This window comes from Salinicola halophyticus (assembly GCF_003206695.1).
In the GTDB taxonomy this organism is placed as follows: Bacteria; Pseudomonadota; Gammaproteobacteria; order Pseudomonadales; family Halomonadaceae; genus Salinicola; species Salinicola halophyticus.
Map to the genome: position 1 here is coordinate 461,733 of NZ_PZJN01000003.1, position 21,780 is coordinate 483,512.

Annotated in this window: 16 protein-coding genes; 3 read left to right on the forward strand and 13 right to left on the reverse strand. The window is 63.6% G+C overall.

Features of this window, described 5'->3' with window-relative positions; translation table 11 throughout:
* Window positions 1-20: 20 nt before the first annotated feature.
* Window positions 21-2,129, forward strand: coding sequence for a DNA topoisomerase III (locus DOM58_RS04255; protein WP_110691875.1), 2,109 nt, complete (start codon window positions 21-23; stop codon window positions 2,127-2,129).
* The gene (locus DOM58_RS04260; RefSeq protein WP_110691876.1) at window positions 2,126-3,136 is read left to right on the forward strand and encodes a ketopantoate reductase family protein; all 1,011 of its coding nucleotides are present in this window, start codon (window positions 2,126-2,128) and stop codon (window positions 3,134-3,136) included. The genes DOM58_RS04255 and DOM58_RS04260 overlap by 4 nt, the downstream gene beginning before the upstream one ends.
* A 112-nt stretch (window positions 3,137-3,248) precedes the next feature.
* Here DOM58_RS04260 and DOM58_RS04265 read toward each other — a convergent pair whose 3' ends face one another.
* The 9 genes from DOM58_RS04265 to cysM form a co-directional block, all read right to left on the reverse strand.
* Complete coding sequence (locus tag DOM58_RS04265; RefSeq protein ID WP_110691877.1) at window positions 3,249-4,688, reverse strand: sugar porter family MFS transporter; 1,440 nt, start codon at window positions 4,686-4,688, stop codon at window positions 3,249-3,251.
* 54 nt (window positions 4,689-4,742) lie between these two features.
* The gene (locus DOM58_RS04270) at window positions 4,743-5,432 is read right to left on the reverse strand and encodes a nucleoside/nucleotide kinase family protein (protein WP_245392146.1); all 690 of its coding nucleotides are present in this window, start codon (window positions 5,430-5,432) and stop codon (window positions 4,743-4,745) included.
* A 207-nt stretch (window positions 5,433-5,639) separates the two neighbouring features.
* Window positions 5,640-5,945: a chaperone modulator CbpM gene (locus DOM58_RS04275; RefSeq protein ID WP_075562399.1), complete on the reverse strand. Its 306-nt coding sequence runs from the start codon at window positions 5,943-5,945 to the stop codon at window positions 5,640-5,642.
* Window positions 5,942-6,976 carry a DnaJ C-terminal domain-containing protein gene (locus DOM58_RS04280; protein WP_110691878.1) on the reverse strand — a complete coding sequence of 345 codons (1,035 nt, stop codon included), beginning with the start codon at window positions 6,974-6,976 and terminating at the stop codon, window positions 5,942-5,944. The genes DOM58_RS04275 and DOM58_RS04280 overlap by 4 nt, the downstream gene beginning before the upstream one ends.
* A 92-nt stretch (window positions 6,977-7,068) precedes the next feature.
* Window positions 7,069-9,768, reverse strand: coding sequence for a phosphoenolpyruvate carboxylase (gene ppc / locus DOM58_RS04285; protein ID WP_110691879.1), 2,700 nt, complete (start codon window positions 9,766-9,768; stop codon window positions 7,069-7,071).
* 158 nt (window positions 9,769-9,926) lie between these two features.
* Window positions 9,927-10,808 carry a nucleoside triphosphate pyrophosphohydrolase gene (gene mazG / locus DOM58_RS04290; protein WP_110692053.1) on the reverse strand — a complete coding sequence of 294 codons (882 nt, stop codon included), beginning with the start codon at window positions 10,806-10,808 and terminating at the stop codon, window positions 9,927-9,929.
* Between the two features lie 34 nt (window positions 10,809-10,842).
* Window positions 10,843-13,104 carry a GTP diphosphokinase gene (gene relA / locus DOM58_RS04295; RefSeq protein WP_110691880.1) on the reverse strand — a complete coding sequence of 754 codons (2,262 nt, stop codon included), beginning with the start codon at window positions 13,102-13,104 and terminating at the stop codon, window positions 10,843-10,845.
* A gap of 1 nt (window position 13,105) precedes the next feature.
* Window positions 13,106-14,590 (reverse strand): 23S rRNA (uracil(1939)-C(5))-methyltransferase RlmD, encoded by a 1,485-nt coding sequence (rlmD, locus tag DOM58_RS04300; RefSeq protein ID WP_110691881.1) that lies wholly within the window; start codon window positions 14,588-14,590, stop codon window positions 13,106-13,108.
* A 2-nt stretch (window positions 14,591-14,592) separates the two neighbouring features.
* A complete protein-coding gene (gene cysM, locus DOM58_RS04305) occupies window positions 14,593-15,489 on the reverse strand; it encodes a cysteine synthase CysM (protein WP_110691882.1) in 897 nt (298 codons plus the stop codon).
* Between the two features lie 286 nt (window positions 15,490-15,775).
* On the opposite strand from cysM, the gene DOM58_RS04310 reads away from it, so the two are divergent.
* Window positions 15,776-18,469: an Hpt domain-containing protein gene (locus DOM58_RS04310; protein WP_110691883.1), complete on the forward strand. Its 2,694-nt coding sequence runs from the start codon at window positions 15,776-15,778 to the stop codon at window positions 18,467-18,469.
* A 5-nt stretch (window positions 18,470-18,474) separates the two neighbouring features.
* Here DOM58_RS04310 and pdxJ read toward each other — a convergent pair whose 3' ends face one another.
* The 4 genes from pdxJ to rnc form a co-directional block, all read right to left on the reverse strand.
* On the reverse strand, window positions 18,475-19,296 hold the full coding sequence (pdxJ, locus tag DOM58_RS04315) for a pyridoxine 5'-phosphate synthase (protein ID WP_110691884.1): 822 nt from the start codon (window positions 19,294-19,296) through the stop codon (window positions 18,475-18,477).
* Between the two features lie 121 nt (window positions 19,297-19,417).
* Complete coding sequence (gene recO / locus DOM58_RS04320) at window positions 19,418-20,128, reverse strand: DNA repair protein RecO (RefSeq protein ID WP_110691885.1); 711 nt, start codon at window positions 20,126-20,128, stop codon at window positions 19,418-19,420.
* A 54-nt stretch (window positions 20,129-20,182) separates the two neighbouring features.
* A complete protein-coding gene (gene era / locus DOM58_RS04325) occupies window positions 20,183-21,082 on the reverse strand; it encodes a GTPase Era (protein WP_075562408.1) in 900 nt (299 codons plus the stop codon).
* Window positions 21,079-21,765 (reverse strand): ribonuclease III, encoded by a 687-nt coding sequence (rnc, locus tag DOM58_RS04330; RefSeq protein ID WP_425353386.1) that lies wholly within the window; start codon window positions 21,763-21,765, stop codon window positions 21,079-21,081. The genes era and rnc overlap by 4 nt, the downstream gene beginning before the upstream one ends.
* Window positions 21,766-21,780 lie beyond the last annotated feature (15 nt).

Here is a 21,780-nt window from a genome sequence, read left to right on the forward strand (position 1 = left end):
CATTCAGCGGAGCCTGTTCCATGCGTTTAATCGTCGCCGAAAAACCGAGTCTCGCCCGCGCCATCGCCGACGCGCTACCGGTCAGGGCGACGCGGCGCGAAGGCTATCTCGAGGCCGGCGATACCGTGGTGAGCTGGTGCCTCGGTCACCTGCTGGAACAGGCGCCTCCCGAACGCTACGACCCGAAATACAAGCAGTGGCGGCTCGATGACCTTCCGATCATTCCCGAACGCTGGCAGCTGGTGCCCAGAAGCCAGGCACGCAGCCAGCTGGCCGTGCTGCGCAAGCTGATAAAAAGCGCCGACAGCGTGGTTCACGCCGGCGATCCGGATCGCGAAGGCCAACTGCTGGTGCAAGAAGTGTTGAACCACCTCGGCTGGCGACGGCCGACCCAACGTCTGCGGGTACAGGATCTCAACCGCCCCGCGGTGGTCAAGGCGCTTGCCAGCCTCGAGGACAACCAGCGTTACCAGCCGCTCTATGCCGCTGCCGAGGCGCGCTCCAGGGCGGACTGGCTGTACGGCATCAATCTGACTCGTGCCTGGACGCTGATCGGCCGCCAGGCCGGCTTTGATGGCCTGCTGTCGGTGGGCCGGGTGCAGACCCCGGTACTGGGGCTGGTGGTCAGGCGCGATCGCGATATCGCGGCGTTCGAACCCAAACCGTTTTACGTGCTTTGGGCGGATCTCCAGGTGGCCCACGGTTCGCTGCGAGCCTGGTGGCAGCCCGGCGAGAATCACCCGCTCGACGGCTCATGTTTGGATGGCTCGTGTTTTGATGGCTCTTGTTTTGATGAACAGGGCCGCCTGCTCGACCCGCGACCGGCCCAAGCGCTGGCGCAACGGCTCGCCGGCGCCCAGGGCCATCTCGCCAAGCTCGACCAGAAGCGCAAGCGACAGGCCGCGCCGCTGCCCTATTCTCTGTCGTCGCTGCAGATCGATGCCGCGCGCCGCCACGGTCTATCCGCCAAGCGGGTGCTCGATGTCTGTCAGACGCTCTACGAACGTCATCAGTTGATCACCTATCCGCGCTCCGACTGCCGTTATCTCCCCGCCGCCCACCACCGGGAGGCGGCGAAGACCTTGATCAGCACCTGCCGACTCGACGACCAGCTGCGCGACTGGGCCGAACAGGCTGATTTCAGCCTGCGCTCCAAGGCGTGGGACGACGCCAAGGTCGGCGCCCACCACGCGCTGGCACCCACCGGCCGGCCGGCCGACATGGACAGGCTGAACCGCGACGAGGCCAACCTGTTCCGATTGATCGCGCGCAACGTGCTGGCCCAGTTCTATCCCGCGCTCGAGACCTACGAGACGCAGGCGCTATTCGACATCCTCGACGAGCGCTTCAAGGCCCAGGGGCGGGAGATCATCGAACCAGGCTGGAAGCCACTGTTCACCACCCGCGACGACGTCCCCGCTCTGCCGCCGCTGACCCAGGGCGAGACGGCGACAGTGACTGATGCCGGCTGCGAAGCCCGCGAAACCCGCCCGCCGGAACCGTTCACCGATGCCAGCCTGATCAAGGCGATGATGAACATCGCGCGCTATGTCGAGGATCCCGCGGTCAAACGGACACTGCGCGAGTCGGACGGTCTCGGCACCGAAGCGACCCGGGCCAGCATCATCGAAACGCTGCTGACGCGGGGTTATCTCATTCGCGACAAAAAAGCCATCAAGGCGACGCGTACCGGACATGCCCTGATCGACTCGCTGCCCCCGGCGGCGACGCGGCCGGAGCGTACCGCCCTATGGGAACAGCGCCTCTCGGCGATCGCCGAAAGTCAGGATGCACCGGCGCCATTCCTGGAAGCGCTGGTCAGCGATCTGCGCGCGCTGCTGGGCCAGGCGGATGCCGGTCGACTCAATCAGGCGCTCAAGGCATCGACGCAAGGGCCGGCACCGGAAGCCCCGCCACGCAAGAGTACCAAAGGAGGCAAGCGTGGCGCCGGCGCCCGCAAGTCGAGCGGAAGCAGGTCTCGGCGTAGTACTTCGACGAGCAGTTCGTCAACGAGTCGCCCTTCGACGGGCAGTTCTTCGACGAGCAGTTCTTCGAAAAAGAGCCAGGCGACATCCTCGACGGGTGACAAGCCGACGCCGCCTCGCCGCACCCGGAAGCGGACCTCATGACATTTTCGGCCGGCACGCCTCGATGCATCGATGGCCAAGGCCCAGCGTCGAGCGACGATGCGCCCTGGCTGATCGTCGGCGCCGGCGCGCTCGGCCAGCTGTTTGCCGCCTCCCTCGCTGCGTTTCGGCCCGTCATCCTGCTGGGCAGGAACCCGGCGCGGCCCCCCATCCGCCTGCGCAAGGTGGATGGCACGGATGTCGAGATCACATTGGAGCGCGAACGACTGAAAGATTGGATCGCCAAACGGGGCGAATATAGCGCCCCGGCCCTAGTGGTACTGGCGACCAAGTCTCACGATACCCGGGCCGCACTCGATGCTTTGACGCCGTCGCTTGCGCCCACCACGCCGCTGCTGCTGTTGCAGAATGGCTTCCAGGTACAGCCTCGCATCAGCGAACACTGGACAGGGCCGGTGCTTTGCGCCTCGACCACCGAGGCCGCCTATCGTCCGATGCCCGAGCCTGGGCCTGAGCCCGAAGGCGATTCCCATTCTGATTTCCACCTCTCCAGACCCGACGTGGTTCATGCCGCCGCCGGAGAAACCTGGATCGGCGATCTGGCCGGCCGCCATGCCGCACTGGCAACAGTCGTCGCCGACGATCTGAGCCAGGCAGGGATCGCCGCTACCGCCTGCGCCGACATCCGCCAGCGCCTGTGGCAAAAACTCGCGATCAACGCGGTGATCAATCCGTTGACCGCCAGCCATGGGGTTCGCAACGGCGAACTGGCGAGAGCCGAGTTCCGCCCCCGGATCGAGGCGTTGATCTCGGAGATCGACCGGATCATGCGGGCCGAGGGTATAAAACCACCCGCCGCGGGCTGGCAGGCGCTGATCGACGGCGTGATCGAGGCCACTGCAACCAACCGTTCCTCGATGCTGCAGGACGTGCTCGCCGGTCGTCCCACGGAGCGTGACGCCATTCTCTGGCCACTGATCGATGCGGGTCTTCGCCATGAACTCGCCACACCAGCGCTCACTGAGCTCTACCGGGCAAGGCCGGCCTAGATAACACCTCTCCTACCGGCTACCAACCTGCCCGCGTGGGCCACGATTCGAATCGATGGCCCGAGACGCAAACGGCCGTTTGCGTTGTTCCAGTGATATCGGTATCAGCCCCTCATTCGGTAGTGCTGGCGGCTTCAGATCGGATTGGCGAATCAGGCTGCGACTTGCCCTTGGCCTTGTCCGCCGGAAAAAACACGCCCTTTTTCAGATCGCTCTCGATCTCTTCCAGCGAGCGGCCCTTGGTCTCGGGAACGTAGCGCACGATGAACACCAGCGCGATCGTGGTGATCACGGCGTAAAGCCAGAACGTGCCGGAAGTGCCCAGCGTGCTGATCAGCGACAGCGTGGTCAGCGTCACCAGCAGGTTGAACACCCAGTGGCTCAACGCCCCCATGCTGGCGCCCTTGCCCCGCACGAACAGCGGGTAGACCTCGGCGTTGATCAGCCACAGACAGACACCGAAACTGCAGTTGAGCGCCATGTAGATCGCCAGACACGCCACCAGCGCGTACTGGCTGAAGGCGTCCTCGGGCGCACCACCGATGAACAGCAGTCCCATGATCACCAGCGCCACCGCCGACCCCGGCACCATCCACAGCAGGAAGCGTTTGCGGCCGATACGATCGACCAGGAAGATCCCCAGAATCGTCGCCAGGTTGATCAGTACCGCGCCACCGATGGCCGCCAGCACCGAGGCGCTGTCGCCGAAACCGGCCTGACTCAGAATGGTCGGCGCGTAGTAGATCAGGGCATTGTTACCGGTGATCTGCGAGAACATCGCGATCCCCACGCCGGCCACCAGCGCCGGACGGATCCACGGCTGGAACAGGTCACGCCAAGTGCCTTCGGGACGCGCCGAGACCTCCTTGATCTCGTCCATCTCGGTCTGGGCGCCTTCGCGGCTGGCGCGCACTCGCTCGAGGATATGCAGCGCTTCGGGTTCGCGTCCCTTGCTCACCAGCCAGCGCGGGCTTTCCGGCAAAAACAGCATGCCCAGCATCAGAATGACCGCGGGTACGGTGCCCAGACCGAACATCCAGCGCCACTGTTCGCCCAGCCCGTAACCCACGAGATAGGCGACGAGAATGCCGAACACCACCATGAACTGGAACATCACCACCAGTTTTCCGCGATGCTCCGGCGGCGTGACTTCGGCGATGTAGACCGGAATGATCTGCGTCGCGCTGCCGGCGGAAAGCCCGAGAATGAACCGCGCCGCGATCAGCATGCCGACGCTGGTCGAGGTCGCCGACAGAATCGAGCCGACGACGAACACCGCGCCGACCAGCACGATCGTCCAGCGCCGCCCGAGCCGATCGGACAGCCGGCCCGTGCCTACGCAGCCGAAGATCGCGCCAAGAATGATGGCGCCGGTCACCAACTGCTTGAGCGTGTCGTCGAGGGCGAACTGCTTCGACAGCCCCAGTAGCGCCACACCGATAATGCCGGTGTCGTAACCGAACAGCAGGCCACCTAGCGCAGCGACGACCGACACCATGACGACCAGCCCTTTACGCTTCGGCCCGCCACTGGCGGTTGCGTTTGCGTTCATGCTTCTCTCCTTGAAATCGGGCGTCCTGGATGACGAATTGCCCGGTTCGAATGACTAGGTGCTATCTTTGAAACGAATGCTGGTGCCGCTCCACCACAGCTGGCGGTCGGCGTTGGCGGCTACGGCCTGGATACGCTCGGCGTTGGGCGCATCTGTCGTGCGAACCCAGTCCAGCGCCTGCTGTTGGGTACGACCGAACTGTCTATGCCGAGCCACCAGACGCTCTTCGCGTAGCTCTCGGTCGACATCGAGAAACCATACCTCGTCCAGCATCTCTCGCACCTGTGGCCAGGGTTCATCCTCGAGCAGCAGATAATTGCCCTCGGTAATGATCAAGGACGTTACCGGTGGAACGGCGATACTGGCGGCGATGGGCTCCTCGATCTCGCGATAGAACCCCGGCGCATAGACAATTTCGGATTCGTCATGAGGCGTACGAAGACGCAGCAGCAAATCGCGATAGCCGAACGCATCGAACGTGTCAGGCGCGCCTTTTCGCTGTTCGCGACCCAGCGCGACCAGTTGGCGGTTGGATAGATGAAACCCATCCATCGGTACGACCTGTGCCCGATCGCCCAGCGCCGAAAGAAGCGCCGCGGAAAGCGTGCTTTTACCGGAACCGGGAGCCCCGACAAGGCCGAGAAGACGGCGCTCGGGTGAATCGATTAAGCGCCGCGCCACATCCACAATCAGCGGGTCGATATCGATCGATAACGACCGCGTTTCCATCGCCTTGATACGCATTGGGGGATCGCAGAAAAGCTGGAGGTGGGAATAAGCGTAGCACGCTCATTTTGATGATGAGAGTCGTTTTTCTGCGACAAGACTATCGTCGTAAACTTACTGACATTTGAAAATATCGAGGTCGATATTGCCGGTTTCAATCACGATGTCGGCCGCAAACGCTCTCGAAGGCGCTTGCAATATCCTTGGTGATCGGCAAGCGATCGGCTACTCGCCAACTCTCCGGCGCAATCGTGCCACCTCATCCATCAGTTCGAGTGCCAGGGCTGCACCAGCCAAGTTGACCCCCAGATCGTGCTGCAGACGCTGGACAACTCTGACCCGGTGCAGGCTCGCGCCGTAGAACCGCCACTGTTCACGCCGGCGGCCATCGGGAACGATGACGCCCTCGTCGACCAGCTCAATGACCCACTCGGCATGGACCGTGCAGGTCCGGCACAGTTCGCCAAGCGTCAGGACGGGTGTTTCGTCGAGGTTGTCGACCGGGACCTGGGTGAGATCGTGGATGGTCATGGCTTCTCCTCCGCTGCCGCTCTGGGATCGAAGTTCGCCACCGCTTCCAGCTGGCGATAAGCCGCCTTGACGTCTTCATTCGTCGCGGGCGGCAGAACGATCTTCAATGTCACATAGCAATCGCCCGGCGGCTGGCCGGGAATGCCTCGACCCTTGAGTCGCAAGCGCCGTCCTTCCCGGGAATCCGACGGCACTTTGAGCTCCACCGAGCCCTCGGGTAGCGGGACCGCGATCGTCGCGCCCAACGCTGCTTCCCAGGGTGCCACGGGCAGGATCAGGGTGACGTCGCGCCCTTCGACCTGATAGCGCCGGTGCGACTCGAACTCGATCTCCAGATAGAGATCGCCGGCCGGTCCGCCGCCCATCCCCGCCTCGCCCTGCCCGCCCAGGCGGATTCGCTGGCCCTGCTTGACGCCCTTGGGGATACGAACTTTCAGCGTACGCTGGCGAGGTCGCAGCCGACCCTGATCATCGATTTCACCGCTCTGGAGCGTCAGCGTCCGCGTGGCGCCGCGATAGGCGTCTTCGAGCGCAATCGACACCTTGGCATGATGATCCTCTCCGCGCAGACCCGCACCGCGATCACGATACCCCGCGCTGCCGGGTTCGCCGTTCGAGGCTGCGGGACCAAAGCCGGCTGCCCGGCGTTGCCCGAACAGCGATTCGAAGAAATCGCTGAAAGCGGCGCTGTCCTCCTGTGAATGGCCTCCCGCTGAATAGCCGCCCCGCGAATGGCCTTGCTGAGTATAGCCACCGCCACGGAATTCGAACCCGGCATCCCAGTCCGGCGGCGGCCGGAAATCCTCGCCGGCCCGCTGACCTTGCCCCACCTGGTCATAGGCGAGACGCTTTTCGGGATCCTTCAGGACTTCGTACGCCTCACCCAGTTCCTTGAAGCGCGCATCGGCGTCGGCTTCCTGGCTGACATCCGGGTGATACTTTCGAGCCAGTCTGCGGTAGGCGCGCTTGATCTCTTCCTGAGTGGCATCGCGTTCCACGCCCAGCACCGCGTAGTAATCCTTGAACTCCATGCCGCGCTCCCTGTCGACGGGTCGATGACCGGCCGCATTTTCATGCAGGCCGGTCACTATCGTTATAGCAGGGTTCGCGGCATCTCTCGCGCCTAGCCGGTATTACGCAGGCCGGCAGCGATACCCGCCATCGTTACCATCAGCGCTCGGGAAAGCTCCGGTGTAATATTGCCGTCGGCATCGCGGTTACGCTGCAGCAGTTCGGCCTGAAGACCATGCAGTGGATCGATGTAGGGGTTGCGCACTTCGATCGCCTGGCGAATCAACGGCGTATTGTCGAGCAGCCGGCGCTGATCGAGGATCCGCAACAGCACGGCTTCCAGATCGACCAAGCGCTGACGCAGCGACTCACCCAGTCGGGTCAATGCCGGCTCCTCCACCAGCCGCTTCTCGTAATAGGCGGCGATGAGCGGATCCGACTTGGCCAGCAGCATCTCGAGCATATCGAGATAGGTGCCGAAGAACGGCCACTGTTCGCGCATCTCTCGCAGCCGATCGAGCCCGCCGTCTTCTTCCAGACGCTTGGAGAACGCTTCGCCGCTACCCAGCCAGGCCGGCAGCATCAGGCGAGTCTGGGTCCAGGCGAATATCCAGGGAATGGCACGCAGAGTCTCGATGCCGCCCTCCTGACGCCGCTTGGCGGGACGTGACCCCAGCGGCAGCCGGCCTAGTGCGCCTTCAGGCGTCACCGCCCGGAAGTAAGGCACGAAGTCGGGATCCTCGCGCACTACGCCCACATAGGCACGATGGGCAATATCGGCCAGGCGATCCATCTCCTCGCGCCACTCGGGTCGGGGTGCAGGCGGCGGCAACAGCGTCGCTTCGAGCACCGCGCAGACGTAGATCTCCATCGAACGCAGCGCGATATCGGGCTGGCCGAACTTGAAGCGAATCATCTCGCCCTGCTCGGTCACTCGCAGGCTGCCGTTCACCGAGCCCGGCGGCTGCGACAGAATGGCGGCGTGGGCAGGGCCACCGCCGCGGCCGACGGTGCCACCGCGGCCATGAAACAGCGTCAGCGATACGCCGCCCTCTCGGCACACGTCGACCAGCCGCTCCTGGGCACGATACTGGGCCCAGGCCGCCGCCAGCTGACCGGCGTCCTTGGCCGAATCCGAGTAGCCGATCATCACTTCCTGATAGTCGCCGGCGACCTCTCGATACCCCGGCAGTGCCAGCAGACGCTCGATCACGTCACCCGCCCGATCCAGATCGTCCAGCGTCTCGAACAGCGGAGCGATCGGCAGACGCACGCCGTTGCCGGCTTCCTTCATCAGCAGCGCCACCGCCAGCACGTCGGAGGGTTGCTGGGCCATGGAGATGATATAGGTGCCCAGCGCCTGACGATGCTCGCGGCCGATCACGCCGAACGTGTCGAGGACTTCCCGGGTTTCGGCCGAGCACTCCCAACGAGGCGGAATCAGCGGCCGCGGCGAGGCCAGCTCTTCGAGCAGAAATGCCTGCCGCGCGGATTCGTCCCAGTCACGGTAGTGGCTGCCGTCGGCGCCGACATCGAGGTATTGGGTCAGTTCCTCGAAGACCTGAGCATGGCGGGTACCGTCCTGGCGCACGTCGAGCTTGGCCAGATTGACCCCGAAGACCGCCACCCGTCTGAGCGTGTCCAGCAACACGCCGTTGGCAATGGTCTCCAGCCCCACATCGCACAGTGAGCGGTAACAGGTCAGCAGCGGCGCGAACAGCTGCTCGCGCGTCTCGATGATGGGATCATCGCCGGGCGGTTCGCCATCGAGTCGCGCTCGCGCCCATGCCCGAGTCGCCTCCAGCCGGGTCGACAAGCGTTTGAGCAGCGCGCGATAGGGTTCTGCAGCCTGGCGGGATCCGGTTTCGGCGTCGTCTCCGACCTCGGCACGCAGCGCATCGTTGGCCTTCCACATCGATAGCTCGGCCTTGAGCTGCTCCAGATCGCGCAGATAAAGATCGGCGGCCATCCAGCGCCCCAGCAGCAGAACCTCTTCGGTGACGCGGGCCGTGACATTGGGATTGCCATCCCGGTCGCCTCCCATCCACGAGGCGAAGCGGATGGGCGACGCTTCCAGCGGCAACCGCTCACCGGCCGTCTCCATCAGCAACGCATCCAGGTCGCGGTGGAACGTCGGGACCGCCTCCCACAGCGAGTTTTCGATCACCGCGAAGCCCCATTTCGCCTCGTCGACGGGCGTGGGTCGCTCGTGGCGGATCTCGTCGGTATGCCAGGACTGGGCAATGAGCTCTTCCAATCGGCCCTGGGCGCGCTGAAGCACTTCCGGATGATCGCCGCTGTCCTCGATGGTCCGCAGGCAGTCATCGATGGCGTCGTATTTCTGAATCAAGGTGCGTCGAATGACTTCGGTGGGATGTGCCGTCAGTACCAGATCGACGCGCATGTCGGCGATGGCATCGACCAATTGCCGCGAGGATTGGCCCGACGCCCCCACGCGCTGGAGCAGTTCGCCCAGATCGGGCTGGGTGCCGGGCTTGTAATCTTCGACACGCCGAAAGCGTGCGCGATAGTGCTGCTCGGCGATATTGGAGAAGTTGAGAAACTGGTTGAAGGCCCGGGTGACCGGTAGCAACTCCTGGTCAGGGAGCGCCCGCAGGTAATCGATCAGTTCGCGGCGATCGGCTTCTTCGGCGCTCTGTCGCCCTTTCTTGGCCAGGGCACGGATCGTTTCGATACGATCGACGAACTCACTGCCGAGATCCTTGGCGATGGTGCGGCCGAGGCTATCGCCCAGCAGCCGGACGTTGTCTCGCAATGATTCGTGCAGCGACGTTTCCTGTTCTGGACTCATGGCATCCCTCCCTATGGCTAGACAGGGCGCCAGGTGGCGACCCCGATCCCAGCAGATCGATATCACTGGAATAAACCGCTGAAAACATCAGCATAACGATCTGGGGGAAAGAGTCGACCGGCGGGAAAACGACATTAGTCGTAAATTTACGACATGGATCAGGAGCGCGAGGCATTCTCTTCGCGCTTTGCCGCCTGCCAATGGCGCTCCATCTCCTCCAGAGAGGCACGATCAGTCGCGGAGTCGCTTGCCGCGAGGGCACGTTCGACGTAACGGAAGCGCCATTCGAATTTGGCGTTGGTCCCGCGCAGCTGCTGTTCCGGATCACAGCCCAGACGCCGTGCCAGATTGACGACAGCGAACAGCAGATCGCCGACTTCCTCCTGGGCGTGGGTCCGGTCGTTTTCGGCCAGCGCCGACTCGACCTCGGCGAGTTCCTCGCGGATCTTGTCGATGACGCCGCGCTCGTCCGGCCAGTCGAAACCCTGACCGGCAGCACGCTTGCTCAACTTGGCGGCGCGACTCAGTGCCGGTAGCGCCGTGGGGATATCGTCCAGCGCCGAAGCACCGGCGCCATCGGTTACGCGGGCTTCGCGTTCGTCGGCTTTCAACGCTTCCCAACGGGCCTTGACCTGCCGCTCGGCCACCTGACTTTCCGCGTCACCACCGCTACTGCGTCGGGAATGCAGCGTGCCGTCGGGAAAGACATGCGGATGACGTCGCAGCATCTTGGCCGTCAGTGTATCCACGACATCATCGAAGTCGAAGCGCCCTTCCTCCCGGCCGAACTGGCTGTAGTAGACCACCTGAAACAGTAGATCGCCGAGTTCGCCGGGTAGATCATCGAAGGCGCGGCGCTCGATGGCATCGGCGACTTCGTACGCTTCCTCGAGGGTGTGGGGAACGATGGTGTCCCAGTGCTGCTTGATGTCCCACGGGCAGCCATGGTCGGGATCCCTGAGCACGGCCATCAGGGTCAGCAGGTCATCGAGGGAATGACGTCGCGAGTCCGGGCGTCGGAGGTCGGCAGGCGGTGGCATGGCGGTCTTGTCCTCGATACTCAAACCTTGATCCTCATTGTGGCCCGTGACCCTGCCCCGCGCCCTGTCTCAGCCGTTTGACGTCGATCACGTTGGGTAGCTGCTGAATGCGCGAGAAGATGCGCTCCAACGCCTCCAGACTCTCGATCTCCAAGGTGATCCGCATTCGCGCGATGTTGTCGAACTTGTCCGTCACTGTATTGACCGAGGTCACGTTGACGCGGTCGCTGGAGAGCACGTGGGTGACGTCGCGCAGCAGCCCGGAGCGATCCCAGGCTTCGATTTCGATGTCCACCGGATACTGGGCTTGCTCTTTCTGACCCCACTCGACGTCGACGATCCGCCGCGGCTCCTCGCTGCGCAACTGCAGCACGTTGGAGCAATCCTGGCGATGAATGGTGACACCGCGACCCTGGGTGATATAGCCGATGATCTGATCCCCCGGCACCGGGTGGCAGCAGTTGGCCATCGCGGTCTTGAGATTGCCGACCCCGAGCACGGTGATCCCGTCGCTGGGCTCCTTGCCCTGATGGCGCCGCGGCTTCGTCAGCAGGCGATCGAGCTGCTCCTGATCGTCGCTTTCGCCGAACAGCTGCTGGGCCTGATGCAGTACCTGGCCGATACGCAGATCGCCCGCCCCGATCGCGGCGTACATGTCCTCGACCTCGAGGTAGTTGACCGCAGCCGCCAGACGCTCGAGATCGACACCGTCGATGTCGAGTCGGCGAAACTCGCGATCGAAGATCGCCTTGCCCTCGTCGAGATTCTGCTCGCGCGCCTGCAGCTTGAACCAGGCCTGAATCTTGGAGCGCGCTCTTGAGGTGCGCACATAGCCCAGATTGGGGTTGAGCCAGTCGCGGCTCGGCGCGCTCTTGGTGGCGGTAAGAATTTCGACCTGCTGGCCCGTCTTGAGCCGATAGGTCAGCGGCACGATGCGGCCGTCGACCTTGGCACCGCGACAGCGATGGCCAATTTCAGTATGCACGCGATAGGCGAAATCGATCGGCGTGGCGACCTGGGGCATGTCGATGACGTGACCGTCGGGCGTGAACACGTAGATCCGATCCGGCGCCACGTCGCTCGCCAGCCCTTCGCGGAAATCGCCGACGTCGCCGACTTCTTCCTGCCACTCGAGGACCTGGCGCAGCCACGCGATCTTCTCTTCGTAACCCCGGCTCTTGGCGTCGGTGTCCATGCCCTTGTAGCGCCAGTGGGCACAGACGCCGAGCTCCGCCTCTTCATGCATGGCGAAGGTGCGCACCTGGATCTCGAGCACCTTGTTTTCGGGGCCGATGACCGCAGTGTGCAGCGACTGATAGCCGTTCTTCTTGGGATTGGCGATATAGTCGTCGAATTCATTGGGCACATGGTGCCAGCGCGAGTGCACCACCCCGAGGGTGGTGTAGCAGTCGGCGATCTCGGGCACCAGAATACGAACCGCCCGCACGTCGTAGACCTGGGAAAAATCGATGCGCTTGCGCTGCATCTTCCGCCAGATCGAATAGATATGCTTGGCCCGGCCATCGACCTGATAGCGCAGGATGCCCTGGCGCTCCAGCAGCGTCTCCAGCGTGTCCACGACTTCATGGATATAACGGTCACGGGCGAGTCGCTTTTCCGCCAGCTGCTTGGCGATCGACTTGTACTCGGTTTCGTGCAGATAGCGGAAAGCCAGATCCTCGAGCTCCCACTTGATCTGACCGATACCCAACCGGTGCGCCAGCGGGGCGTAGATGTCGAAGACCTCACGCGCCACACGCAGCCGCTTTTCTCGCGAGGCATCCTTGACCTGGCGCAGCATGCACGTCCGTTCGGCAATCTTGATCAGTGCGATACGCACGTCATCGACCATGGTCACCAGCATCTTGCGCAGATTGTCCTGCTGGTTGTGCTGCGACAGGCCGTGCTTGGGCGCCTGGAGCTGGCTGATCGCGGCCATGCTGAGCACGCCGTCGATCAGTTTGGCAACCTCGTCACCCATCTGCTTGGCGACGCTTTCCAGGCTCAACAGGCCGCGGCGGACGCTACGGTAGAGAATCGCGGCTTCCAGCGTCTGTTGATCGAGCTTGAGCTGACTGAGAATGTCGGCCATCTCCAGCCCAGTCAGCAACGTCTGATCGGGCAGCGCCTCGCTGCCGTTCGCCTCTCGTTCGCTGGCTCGCAGCGCCAGACGGCATGCCTGCAGAATGCGTTCGGGAGCTCGCAACTCGACTTCCTGCTGCAACCGATGCAACCACAATTCCAGATCGACGCTGCCGTCATCGACCAGCGGCTCACTCTCTCGCACCTTTACCATGCTAGCGCTTGCCTCCCGAGACCGGACTGTCGAGATCACTTTGCTGCCGCCGCAGCCGCTCGCGATAGGCCGATCGCGCTGGCCGTTCGAGACGCTCCGGTCGCTGGAACAGCGCCAGCGACTCCAGATGGGCGGTATGCGGGAACATGTCGGCCATCGCCAGATGCGACAGCACAAACCCGCCAGCCAGCAGATGTGCCGCGTCCCGTGCCAGGGATGCCGGATCGCAGGAGATATAGGCGACCTGCGTGACATCGCTCTGCGCCAGGCGACGGCAAAGCGCGTCGGCGCCATCCCGCGGCGGGTCCAGCAACACCGTATCGTGGGCGGCGATCAGCTCCTCGATCGTCGCACCGGGATCGTTGAGATCAGCCTGCAGGGCCGATACGCTCAAGCCGTTATGATCGGCATTATCGCGCAGCCGCTCGACCATCTCATTGCTACCTTCGACAGCGGTGACACTGGCAACGTCATCGGCCAAGGCCAGCGAAAAATTGCCGATGCCGGCGAACAGGTCGAGCAGCCGCTCGCTGCCGCGCGGCGCCAGCCACGCTCTAAGGGTGTCGATCAGGCGCTGATTGATCTCGGCATTGACCTGAAGAAAATCCCCCGGCGCCAGCGCAAGCGACAGTTGACGCCGACCGCCGTCGATGGCGGTGACCAGCCGCGGCTGATCGCCCAGCCAGACCAGATCCGTCGATTGTCTTCCCCGGCGTAGCGCGCAAGCCAGCCGTTCCCGCCCGGCGAATGCTCGCCAGCGCTTCGCGTCCTCAGACACATCGCGCAGCTGCCGAACGACCACGGTGATAATGTCGCCATCGCCATCGCCATCGTCATCGCCATCGGTCAGCAGCAGTTCGAGATGCCCGACATGGCGGGGCGCCTCGAGCGATTCGAGCTGGGCTCGCAATTTCGGCAACAGCGCCGCCAGCGGCGACGCCAGCACGTGACAACTGTCGATATCGACCAGCTGCTCGCTACCCCGCGCCCGAAACCCCAGATGCACGTGACCCTGCGCATCGCATTTGACGCCGAGCCTGGCGCGGCGCCGATAGCCGGCCGAATCGCCGACCAGCATGGGTACCTCGTCGGGCGCCTCGATGGCCTGGCGCTTGAGCAGATCGATCAGCACCTGACGCTTGTGCTCACGCTGACCGTCGACACTCAGATGCTGCAGATCGCAGCCGCCGCAACGGGTGGCATAGACGCACGGCGGTTCGACGCGACTCGCGGCATCGCTGAGGCGCTGGCGTATGTGCGCTTCGTCGTAGCGCTTGCGCTGGCGATGTATCGCGACCTCGACCCGCTCGCCCGGCAGCGCGGCATCGACGAATACCGTCTTGCCCTCGACGTCTCGTGCCACGCCGCGGCCGTCGTGCGCCAGCCGTTCGATGATCAGTGAATCGTCATCGCTTTTCGCCGCCGGCGTGGTCGGCTGGCGTTCGCGCCGGACCGCCGGCACGCGCCTCTTTCCCAGCATCGCCATGATCAGGTTTCCGGCGCATAGAGGCCGGTGGAAAGATAGCGATCGCCGCGATCGCAGACGATGAACACGATGACCGCATTGTCGACCTGCTCGGCGACCCTGAGCGCCCCCGCCAGCGCACCGCCGGAGGAGACACCGGCGAGAATTCCCTCTTCCCGCGCCAATCGACGCATGTGTTCCTCGGCTTCCTGCTGGCCGACGTCCAGCACGCTGTCGACTCGCTGCGGTTCGAAGATGCCGGGCAGATAGGCCTCGGGCCAGCGCCGGATACCGGCGATACTCGCGCCGTCCGCCGGCTGCAGACCGACGATCTGGATCGACGGGTTGCGCTCCTTGAGATAGCGCGACGTCCCCATGATGGTACCCGTGGTACCCATCGCACTGACGAAATGGGTGATACGCCCCGCGGTCTGCTCCCACAGCTCAGGGCCGGTGGTGCGGTAGTGGGCCAACGGATTGTCAGGATTGGCAAACTGATTGAGCGGCTTGCCCTCGCCGCGCGCGATCATCTCGTCGGCCAGGTCTCTCGCGCCCTCCATGCCGGCCTCCTTGCTGACGCCGATCAGCTTGGCACCGTAAGCCGCCATCGCCTGCTTGCGCTCGCTCGAGGCATTGTCCGGCATGATCAGGACCATCTTGTAACCCATGACCGCCGCGGCCATGGCCAGCGCGATACCGGTGTTACCGGAGGTCGCCTCGATCAGCGTATCGCCCGGCGAGATGTCGCCGCGGGTTTCGGCTTCGCGAAGCATGGACAGTGCGGGACGATCCTTGACCGAGCCGGCCGGGTTGTTACCCTCCAGCTTGGCTAGAATCGTGTTGTCGCGCCCGGCGTTGATGCGGGCGAGCCTGACCAGCGGCGTATTGCCGACAGTCTGCGCGAGTGTGGGAAATGCCATAGAGAAGTCCCTGAAGCTAAAGTCTGGACGGTTTCAGTCGAGGCCATTGGTGGAAGCGGCCGGCTGAAATCGGTAAGTGGAATGACACCAGTATATCGAAGCCAGCGGGGGACATGACAGCGGTCATCGTGACGCGGTACCGACTCGTGCCCTTACATTGGCGTCTCGAGACGACACCGAGAAACCCTTCGTAAGATATAGTCGATTCAAGTGACGCCCAGGATTACGGTTTTATAGGTAATCGCCGATAAAAACGCCAAGAGAACGTCAAGGGCTTCGAGTATTCATGGTTCCACGCTGGCTGATTCTGCTTTCGACGCTGTCTTCCCTGCTGCTGCTCGGCTTTACCGGGTGGCACGCCTGGGAATGGCATCATGGCAACGCCCAGATGCTGTCTCGTCGGCTGCAGAGCATCAATCGTGTCTTCACGCCGTCACTGGCCGAAGCTGCGCAGAACGAGGACATGGCTCAGGTCCATGAGCTGCTGACCCGCCTGACTCGCGACCCGGCGATCCTCAACGCCACGCTCAGAGATGAAAGCGGCAATGCTCGCGATTCCACGGGGGAGATGCCGCCTCCTGCCGGGTTGGAAACACTGCCGCCGATACTGCACACCGGCCATCACGATGGCGTTCAGCGATGGGTTCAGCCGCTGGAGGAATTTGCCGGCTCGCGGTCGACGCATCGCTATTGGCTGGATCTGAGCCTCGATCCCCAACGCGCCAGCCCCCTCTCGGGAGATCGGGCCGACTGGTGGACGCCGCTGGTGGCATTGTTGTTGGCCTCGCCGGCGATGCTGGCCTGGCGCCAATCACGCCGCGGCGAAGAGATCGGGCGCCAGCGGGAACCGGTCGAACCTGAGCTCGAGACCAGGACCGACACCGACACCGACACTGAGAAGGACAGCGAAACCGAAAGAGACAGCGAATCATCGCGCGCTCCGCCGACATCACTACCCCAGGCCCTCCCCGACGCCGATCTCAGCTATGTCAGCCATGAACTGCGCGCCCCGCTATCCGGAGTGCTGGGGTTTTGTCGGTTGCTGGAGAACAGCCCTCTCGATGTCCAGCAGCGGGAATGGCTACGTCATATCCACCTGGCTTCCAACGGGCTGCTTGACACCGTCGACCATGTGCTGGGAGACACCCGCCGTTGCCGCGCCGACAATGTGTTCGACATCACCGAAGTGCTGTGGGAGGTCCTGTGTCTGCAGACGCCGTTGGCGCAATCACGAGGCATCACGCTGTTGGCGATCGTCTACGATGATGTTCCCCCTCGCCTCGTCGGAGCCGATGTCGGCATCCGCCAACTGCTGACCAACCTGATCAACAATGCCATCAAGTATGGCGGCGAGGGTGATGTGGTCGTTCGAGTCGTCCTCGAGAGCCGTGAAGGCAGCGCCGTGCGGTTGCGTCTGAGCGTCAGCGACGGTGGCAGCCTCGATCCAGCACACGGCAGGCGCCTCGAACAGGCGATCCATCATGGACCGGTGCGACCGAGCGATGCCGAGGCCGGCGTAGGCGTCGGCATCTGCCATCGTCTGGTCGCGAACATGAACGGAACACTGGCGCTGGCCGCGCGCTCGGGCAAGGGCCACACCCTCGTTGCCAACATCGGGCTGGAAGCGTGCGCGCCCTACGTTCGCCCGGCGGAATTCGACCTCGAAGGCGCGGAGATTGCGCTGTGGCAACCCCATTCGCGGCTTGCCTATCTCCTCGATTACGCGCTGAAGCGCTGGCGCGCCCGCCCGATATCGCTGACCGAGGCGGATTTTCTGAGCGCGCCGATTGACACGAGTCAGCTGGCGATTATCGGTATCGACATCGAGGATCTGGAACCCGAGGCCCGCGAATCCTGGCAATCGCGCTTCGACGCCATGGAGCGTCCCTGTCTGGTGGTCGCCAACGTCGCGCCGAGCCAGCCACTCAACTGGAGTCTGCCGAGGGGAAGCGTCTTGTTACGGCTGCCGATATCGCGCTACATTCTCGGCCGGACGTTGGCCAAGATGCTCGCCGAACGCCGTCAGCGGATGCTACCTCCCCGTCCTCGCATCCTGGTCGTCGACGACGACGAAGTCTCGCAACACTATCTGGACGCCCTGCTTCCCATCTTCGGTGTCGACGTGGTGATCGCCGGAACGGCCGCGGAAGCCTATGCCGTTGCGAAAGAAGAGACCCTCGATCTGGTACTGATGGATCTGCGTCTACCCGATGCCGGTGGCGTCGAGGCAACGCGTCGCCTGAGAGGCCTGAGTCGCGCATGGGAACATAAACCGATCATCGCGATGACCGCCGAACCGGCAGCGTACGAGCACCATGTTGAGGACAGCGGCAGCGCCGAAGGCCGCGAAACTGTCGAGGACGAGAACTGCCCCGAGGATGAGAACGGGCTGGAGAACGAAAACAGCTCCGTGGACGAAAAGCGTCTGGGAGACAAGAACGGCCTGCCGCATGACGGCTTCAACGAGAGATTGATCAAGCCGCTGGACGAGCGTCTGCTGAGAGACCTGCTGGGCCGCTACTTGCCGCTAGCGGCGCCGCCCAGCGTTGGCGCCACCATTCCGCCTCCGCAACGGGGCCTTGCGGCGACAGCTACAACCGCGGGCTCCCGCCCGTCATCGCATCCCGATGATCTACCGGTCGTCGACAAGGCCGAGGGGCGACGACTCAGCGGCAATCGCGCAGCGCTCGCCGAGGAGATGCTGACGATGCTGGTCGCGAGCCTGCCCGCTTACCGCCGCCAACTGCAGGATGCGTGGCAGCGCCATGACGTCGAACAGCTCGTGGAGATCGCGCACCAGCTCGGCGGCGGCTGTCGCTACTGCGGCGTACCGCAGCTGTCGGCGAGCTGCGACGTACTGGAGAATCGAGCCCGGCGCCAGCCGCTGGACGATTGCGGTGAGGCGTTTCGCGACTTGATGGCCGCCTGCGATCGTCTCATCGTATGGGCCGACGACCAGAAGATCACCGCGAATCGCTGAGGGTCTTACGCGTGGCCGTGGTCATCGTCGGCGTCGTGATCGTGTTCGTGTTCATGGTCGTGGTCGAAAGACTCGATCTGAGCGACGAGCCCCGACTCCTGGCCCGCGATCATCAGCCGCTTCATCTCCGCCACGGCTTCCTTGAGACCGACGAACAGCGCGCGGGCAATGATCGCATGGCCGATATTGAGCTCGTGGATACCGGCAATGGCCGCGACCGCCTCGACGTTGTGATAGTGCAGACCGTGACCGGCATTCACCACCAGCCCCAGCTCGTCCGCGAACTCCGCGGCGGCGACCAGGCGCGCGTACTCGAGGCGCTGGGCCTCACCGGTAGCCTCCGCATAGGCACCGGTATGCAACTCGACGATGGGCGCACCGGCCTCGAACGCCGCCTGGATCTGGGCCGGTTCGGGATCGATGAACAGCGACACCCGGCAGCCGGCGGCCGCCAGACGCGTACAGGCATCGGCGACGGCGTCACGGCCGGCAGCGACGTCGAGGCCCCCTTCGGTGGTCAACTCCTCGCGCTTTTCCGGTACCAGGCAGACATCACTGGGCTTCAGCCGCTCGGCCAGCGCGATCATCTCTTCGGTGACGGCCATCTCCAGATTCATGCGCGTGTTGAGTACGGCCGCAATCAGCTCGACGTCGCGCTCCTGGATATGGCGGCGATCTTCGCGCAGATGGAGCGTGATACCGTCGGCGCCGGCTTCCTCGGCCAGCAGCGCCGCCTGGACGGGATCGGGATAGCGGGACCCGCGTGCCTGGCGCAACGTCGCGACGTGGTCGATGTTGACCCCCAACTGGATTCGGGTAGCGATCATCGGCTCGATCTCCTTGTTTTGATAGGTAGAAGCTGTGACAAACAAAAGCTGTGATGGGCAAAACGAAAATGGTGTCGCAGCGGGTCCGCGATACAGAACCCAAACCCAACATCGATCACGCTCAGGAATGTCCCTGCCGACGACGCTGACCGAGGCGCTGCATCAGCTCTCGGGAGCGCAACGGCTGATTGCCGAGCAACGGCGCCAGGGCGGCGCGGGTCAAGGCCTTGCTCAAACCGGCCAGCCCCGGTGAATCCCAGTCGCCGCGCGCCAGCAGCTTGAGACTGCGTCCGTCCCATCCGGGAAGATGCGCCGCAATCGGCATGAATCGGCGACTCTCGGGCAGATAGGTGTAACGCACGGAAGGATCGAGCGGCGCGTCGTCCAGATCGAGAAACACCGGGTCGGCGTCCAGCGTTTCCAGCAGCGTGATCTCGAGGCGGCGCAGGCTGGTGGCGCGCTCCGCCGGACGGGTCAGACGCTCGATCGCCCAGGCGTAGATGGCGAATACGTCCCCTGCAGGCAAACCCACCGGCAGCGCACGGGTCAGCAGCTCGTTGGCGTAAAAACCGCAGAGCAACCCCTCACCGGCCAGCAATACCGCGCTCTGGCTGGTTTCCATCATCCGCAGGCGCTTGAGATCTCCGTCGCCGACCCAGGTCAGATGCAGCGGCGCAAAGGGCTGAAGTTTGCTGCGCGACTTGCTGCCCGCTCGCTGCACCCCCTGGGCCACGGCGCGCACGTGGCCGTGTTCGAGGGTGATGACGTCGACCAGCGCACTGGTTTCCCGGTAAGGCCGCTTGTGCAGGAGGTAGGCCGGCTGGGGCGTCATTGCCGTTGTCTCTTGAGAAAAGCGTAGGTCAGCAAGGAAGTCGCAGGCCGTCGTTCAATCGTGGTTATAGCCGAGACTCTTCAGCGCACGGTCATCGTCGGACCAGCCGCGTTTGACCTTGACCCAGAGGTTGAGCATGACCTTGCTGTCGAACGCGCGCTCCATCTCCTGACGCGCCTCGATACCGATCTTCTTGATCCGCTCGCCCTTGTCGCCGATCAGGATCTTCTTCTGGCCCTGACGCTCGACCAGCATAAGCGCGCTGATGTGAATGACCTTGCCTTCATCGCGAAACTCTTCGATCTCGACGGTCATCTGATAGGGAAGCTCGTCGCCCAGCTGGCGCATGACCTTCTCACGTACCAGTTCGGCCGCCAGAAACCGCTGGCTCTTGTTGGTGATCTGGTCATCCGGGAAATAGTGCACGCCCTCGGGCAGACGCTTGGCGACTTCGCCCTCGAGTTCGGGCACGTTGGTCCCGTCCTTGGCCGAAATCGGCAGGATCGCGGCGAACTCGCGTCTCGCCGAAAGCGATTCCAGCCACGGCAGCAAGGTCGTCTTGTCCTCGAGCCAATCGACCTTGTTGATCGCCAGGATCACCGGCGCCTCGACATGGGTCAGCTTGTCGAGAACGACCTGATCTTCGTCCGTCCAGCGCGTACGATCGACCAGAAACACCACGCAGTCGACATCGCGCAGCGCCTGGGTCGCGGCCTGGTTCATGAACCGGTTAATCGCCTTGTTGCGATCGCGGGTCTGCAGGTGAATACCCGGCGTATCGACGTAGACGAACTGGACCTCATTCTCGGTCTTGATCCCCATCACCTGATGACGCGTCGTTTGCGGACGACGCGAAGTGATCGATATCTTCTGCCCCAGGATCCGATTCATCAGGGTCGACTTGCCCACATTGGGGCGCCCGACGATCGCGACGAAACCACAGCTCTGTGTCATTGGCGCTTGCCCTTTGAGGGTTCGAGTTTGGACAACGCAAGTTCGGCGGCCTGCTGTTCGGCGATGCGCCGACTGGAGCCCTCTCCTAGCGTCGGCGATTCGTCGCCCAGCATCGAGACGTGACACTCGACGCTGAAGGTCTGGGAGTGTGCTTCACCCTCGACCGAAATCACCTCGTAGCGCGGCAGCGCCTGCTGGCGAGACTGCAGAAACTCCTGCAGTCGCGTCTTGGGATCCTTCTGCGTATTGTGCAGATCGATCGCCTCCAGCCGGGTACCGAACCAGGCCAGCACGCGGCTTCGCGCCACATCCATGCCGGCATCGAGATAGATGGCGCCGATGACCCCTTCCAAGGCGTCGGCGAGAATCGAATCGCGCCGATGTCCGCCGCTTTTCATCTCCCCTGAGCCCAGCCGCAGACAGCCGCCCAGTTCGAATTCGCGAGCCACCACGGCCAGCGTCTGACCCTTGACCAGGCCTGCCCGCAGCCGGGATAGCTGACCTTCGCGTGCGGCCGGAAAGCGCTTGAACAACGCTTCACCGATCACGAAATTGACGATCGAGTCTCCCAGAAACTCGAGTCTTTCGTTGTTGGAACCGCCGACGCTTCGATGCGTCAGGGCCAGTTCCAGCAGCGCCGGGTCACGAAAGTCGTGGCCGATACGACGGCTGAAGCCTTGCAGAGGATCACTCACGTC

Excerpts from the sequence above, each read along its gene's own strand:
- DOM58_RS04255 (WP_110691875.1), top strand. The coding sequence starts at position 21 with ATGCGTTTAATCGTCGCCGAAAAACCGAGTCTCGCCCGCGCCATCGCC.
- DOM58_RS04260 (WP_110691876.1), top strand. The coding sequence starts at position 2,126 with ATGACATTTTCGGCCGGCACGCCTCGATGCATCGATGGCCAAGGCCCA.
- DOM58_RS04265 (WP_110691877.1), bottom strand. The coding sequence starts at position 4,688 with ATGAACGCAAACGCAACCGCCAGTGGCGGGCCGAAGCGTAAAGGGCTG.
- DOM58_RS04270 (WP_245392146.1), bottom strand. The coding sequence starts at position 5,432 with ATGCGTATCAAGGCGATGGAAACGCGGTCGTTATCGATCGATATCGAC.
- DOM58_RS04275 (WP_075562399.1), bottom strand. The coding sequence starts at position 5,945 with ATGACCATCCACGATCTCACCCAGGTCCCGGTCGACAACCTCGACGAA.
- DOM58_RS04280 (WP_110691878.1), bottom strand. The coding sequence starts at position 6,976 with ATGGAGTTCAAGGATTACTACGCGGTGCTGGGCGTGGAACGCGATGCC.
- ppc (WP_110691879.1), bottom strand. The coding sequence starts at position 9,768 with ATGAGTCCAGAACAGGAAACGTCGCTGCACGAATCATTGCGAGACAAC.
- mazG (WP_110692053.1), bottom strand. The coding sequence starts at position 10,808 with ATGCCACCGCCTGCCGACCTCCGACGCCCGGACTCGCGACGTCATTCC.
- relA (WP_110691880.1), bottom strand. The coding sequence starts at position 13,104 with ATGGTAAAGGTGCGAGAGAGTGAGCCGCTGGTCGATGACGGCAGCGTC.
- rlmD (WP_110691881.1), bottom strand. The coding sequence starts at position 14,590 with ATGGCGATGCTGGGAAAGAGGCGCGTGCCGGCGGTCCGGCGCGAACGC.
- cysM (WP_110691882.1), bottom strand. The coding sequence starts at position 15,489 with ATGGCATTTCCCACACTCGCGCAGACTGTCGGCAATACGCCGCTGGTC.
- DOM58_RS04310 (WP_110691883.1), top strand. The coding sequence starts at position 15,776 with ATGGTTCCACGCTGGCTGATTCTGCTTTCGACGCTGTCTTCCCTGCTG.
- pdxJ (WP_110691884.1), bottom strand. The coding sequence starts at position 19,296 with ATGATCGCTACCCGAATCCAGTTGGGGGTCAACATCGACCACGTCGCG.
- recO (WP_110691885.1), bottom strand. The coding sequence starts at position 20,128 with ATGACGCCCCAGCCGGCCTACCTCCTGCACAAGCGGCCTTACCGGGAA.
- era (WP_075562408.1), bottom strand. The coding sequence starts at position 21,082 with ATGACACAGAGCTGTGGTTTCGTCGCGATCGTCGGGCGCCCCAATGTG.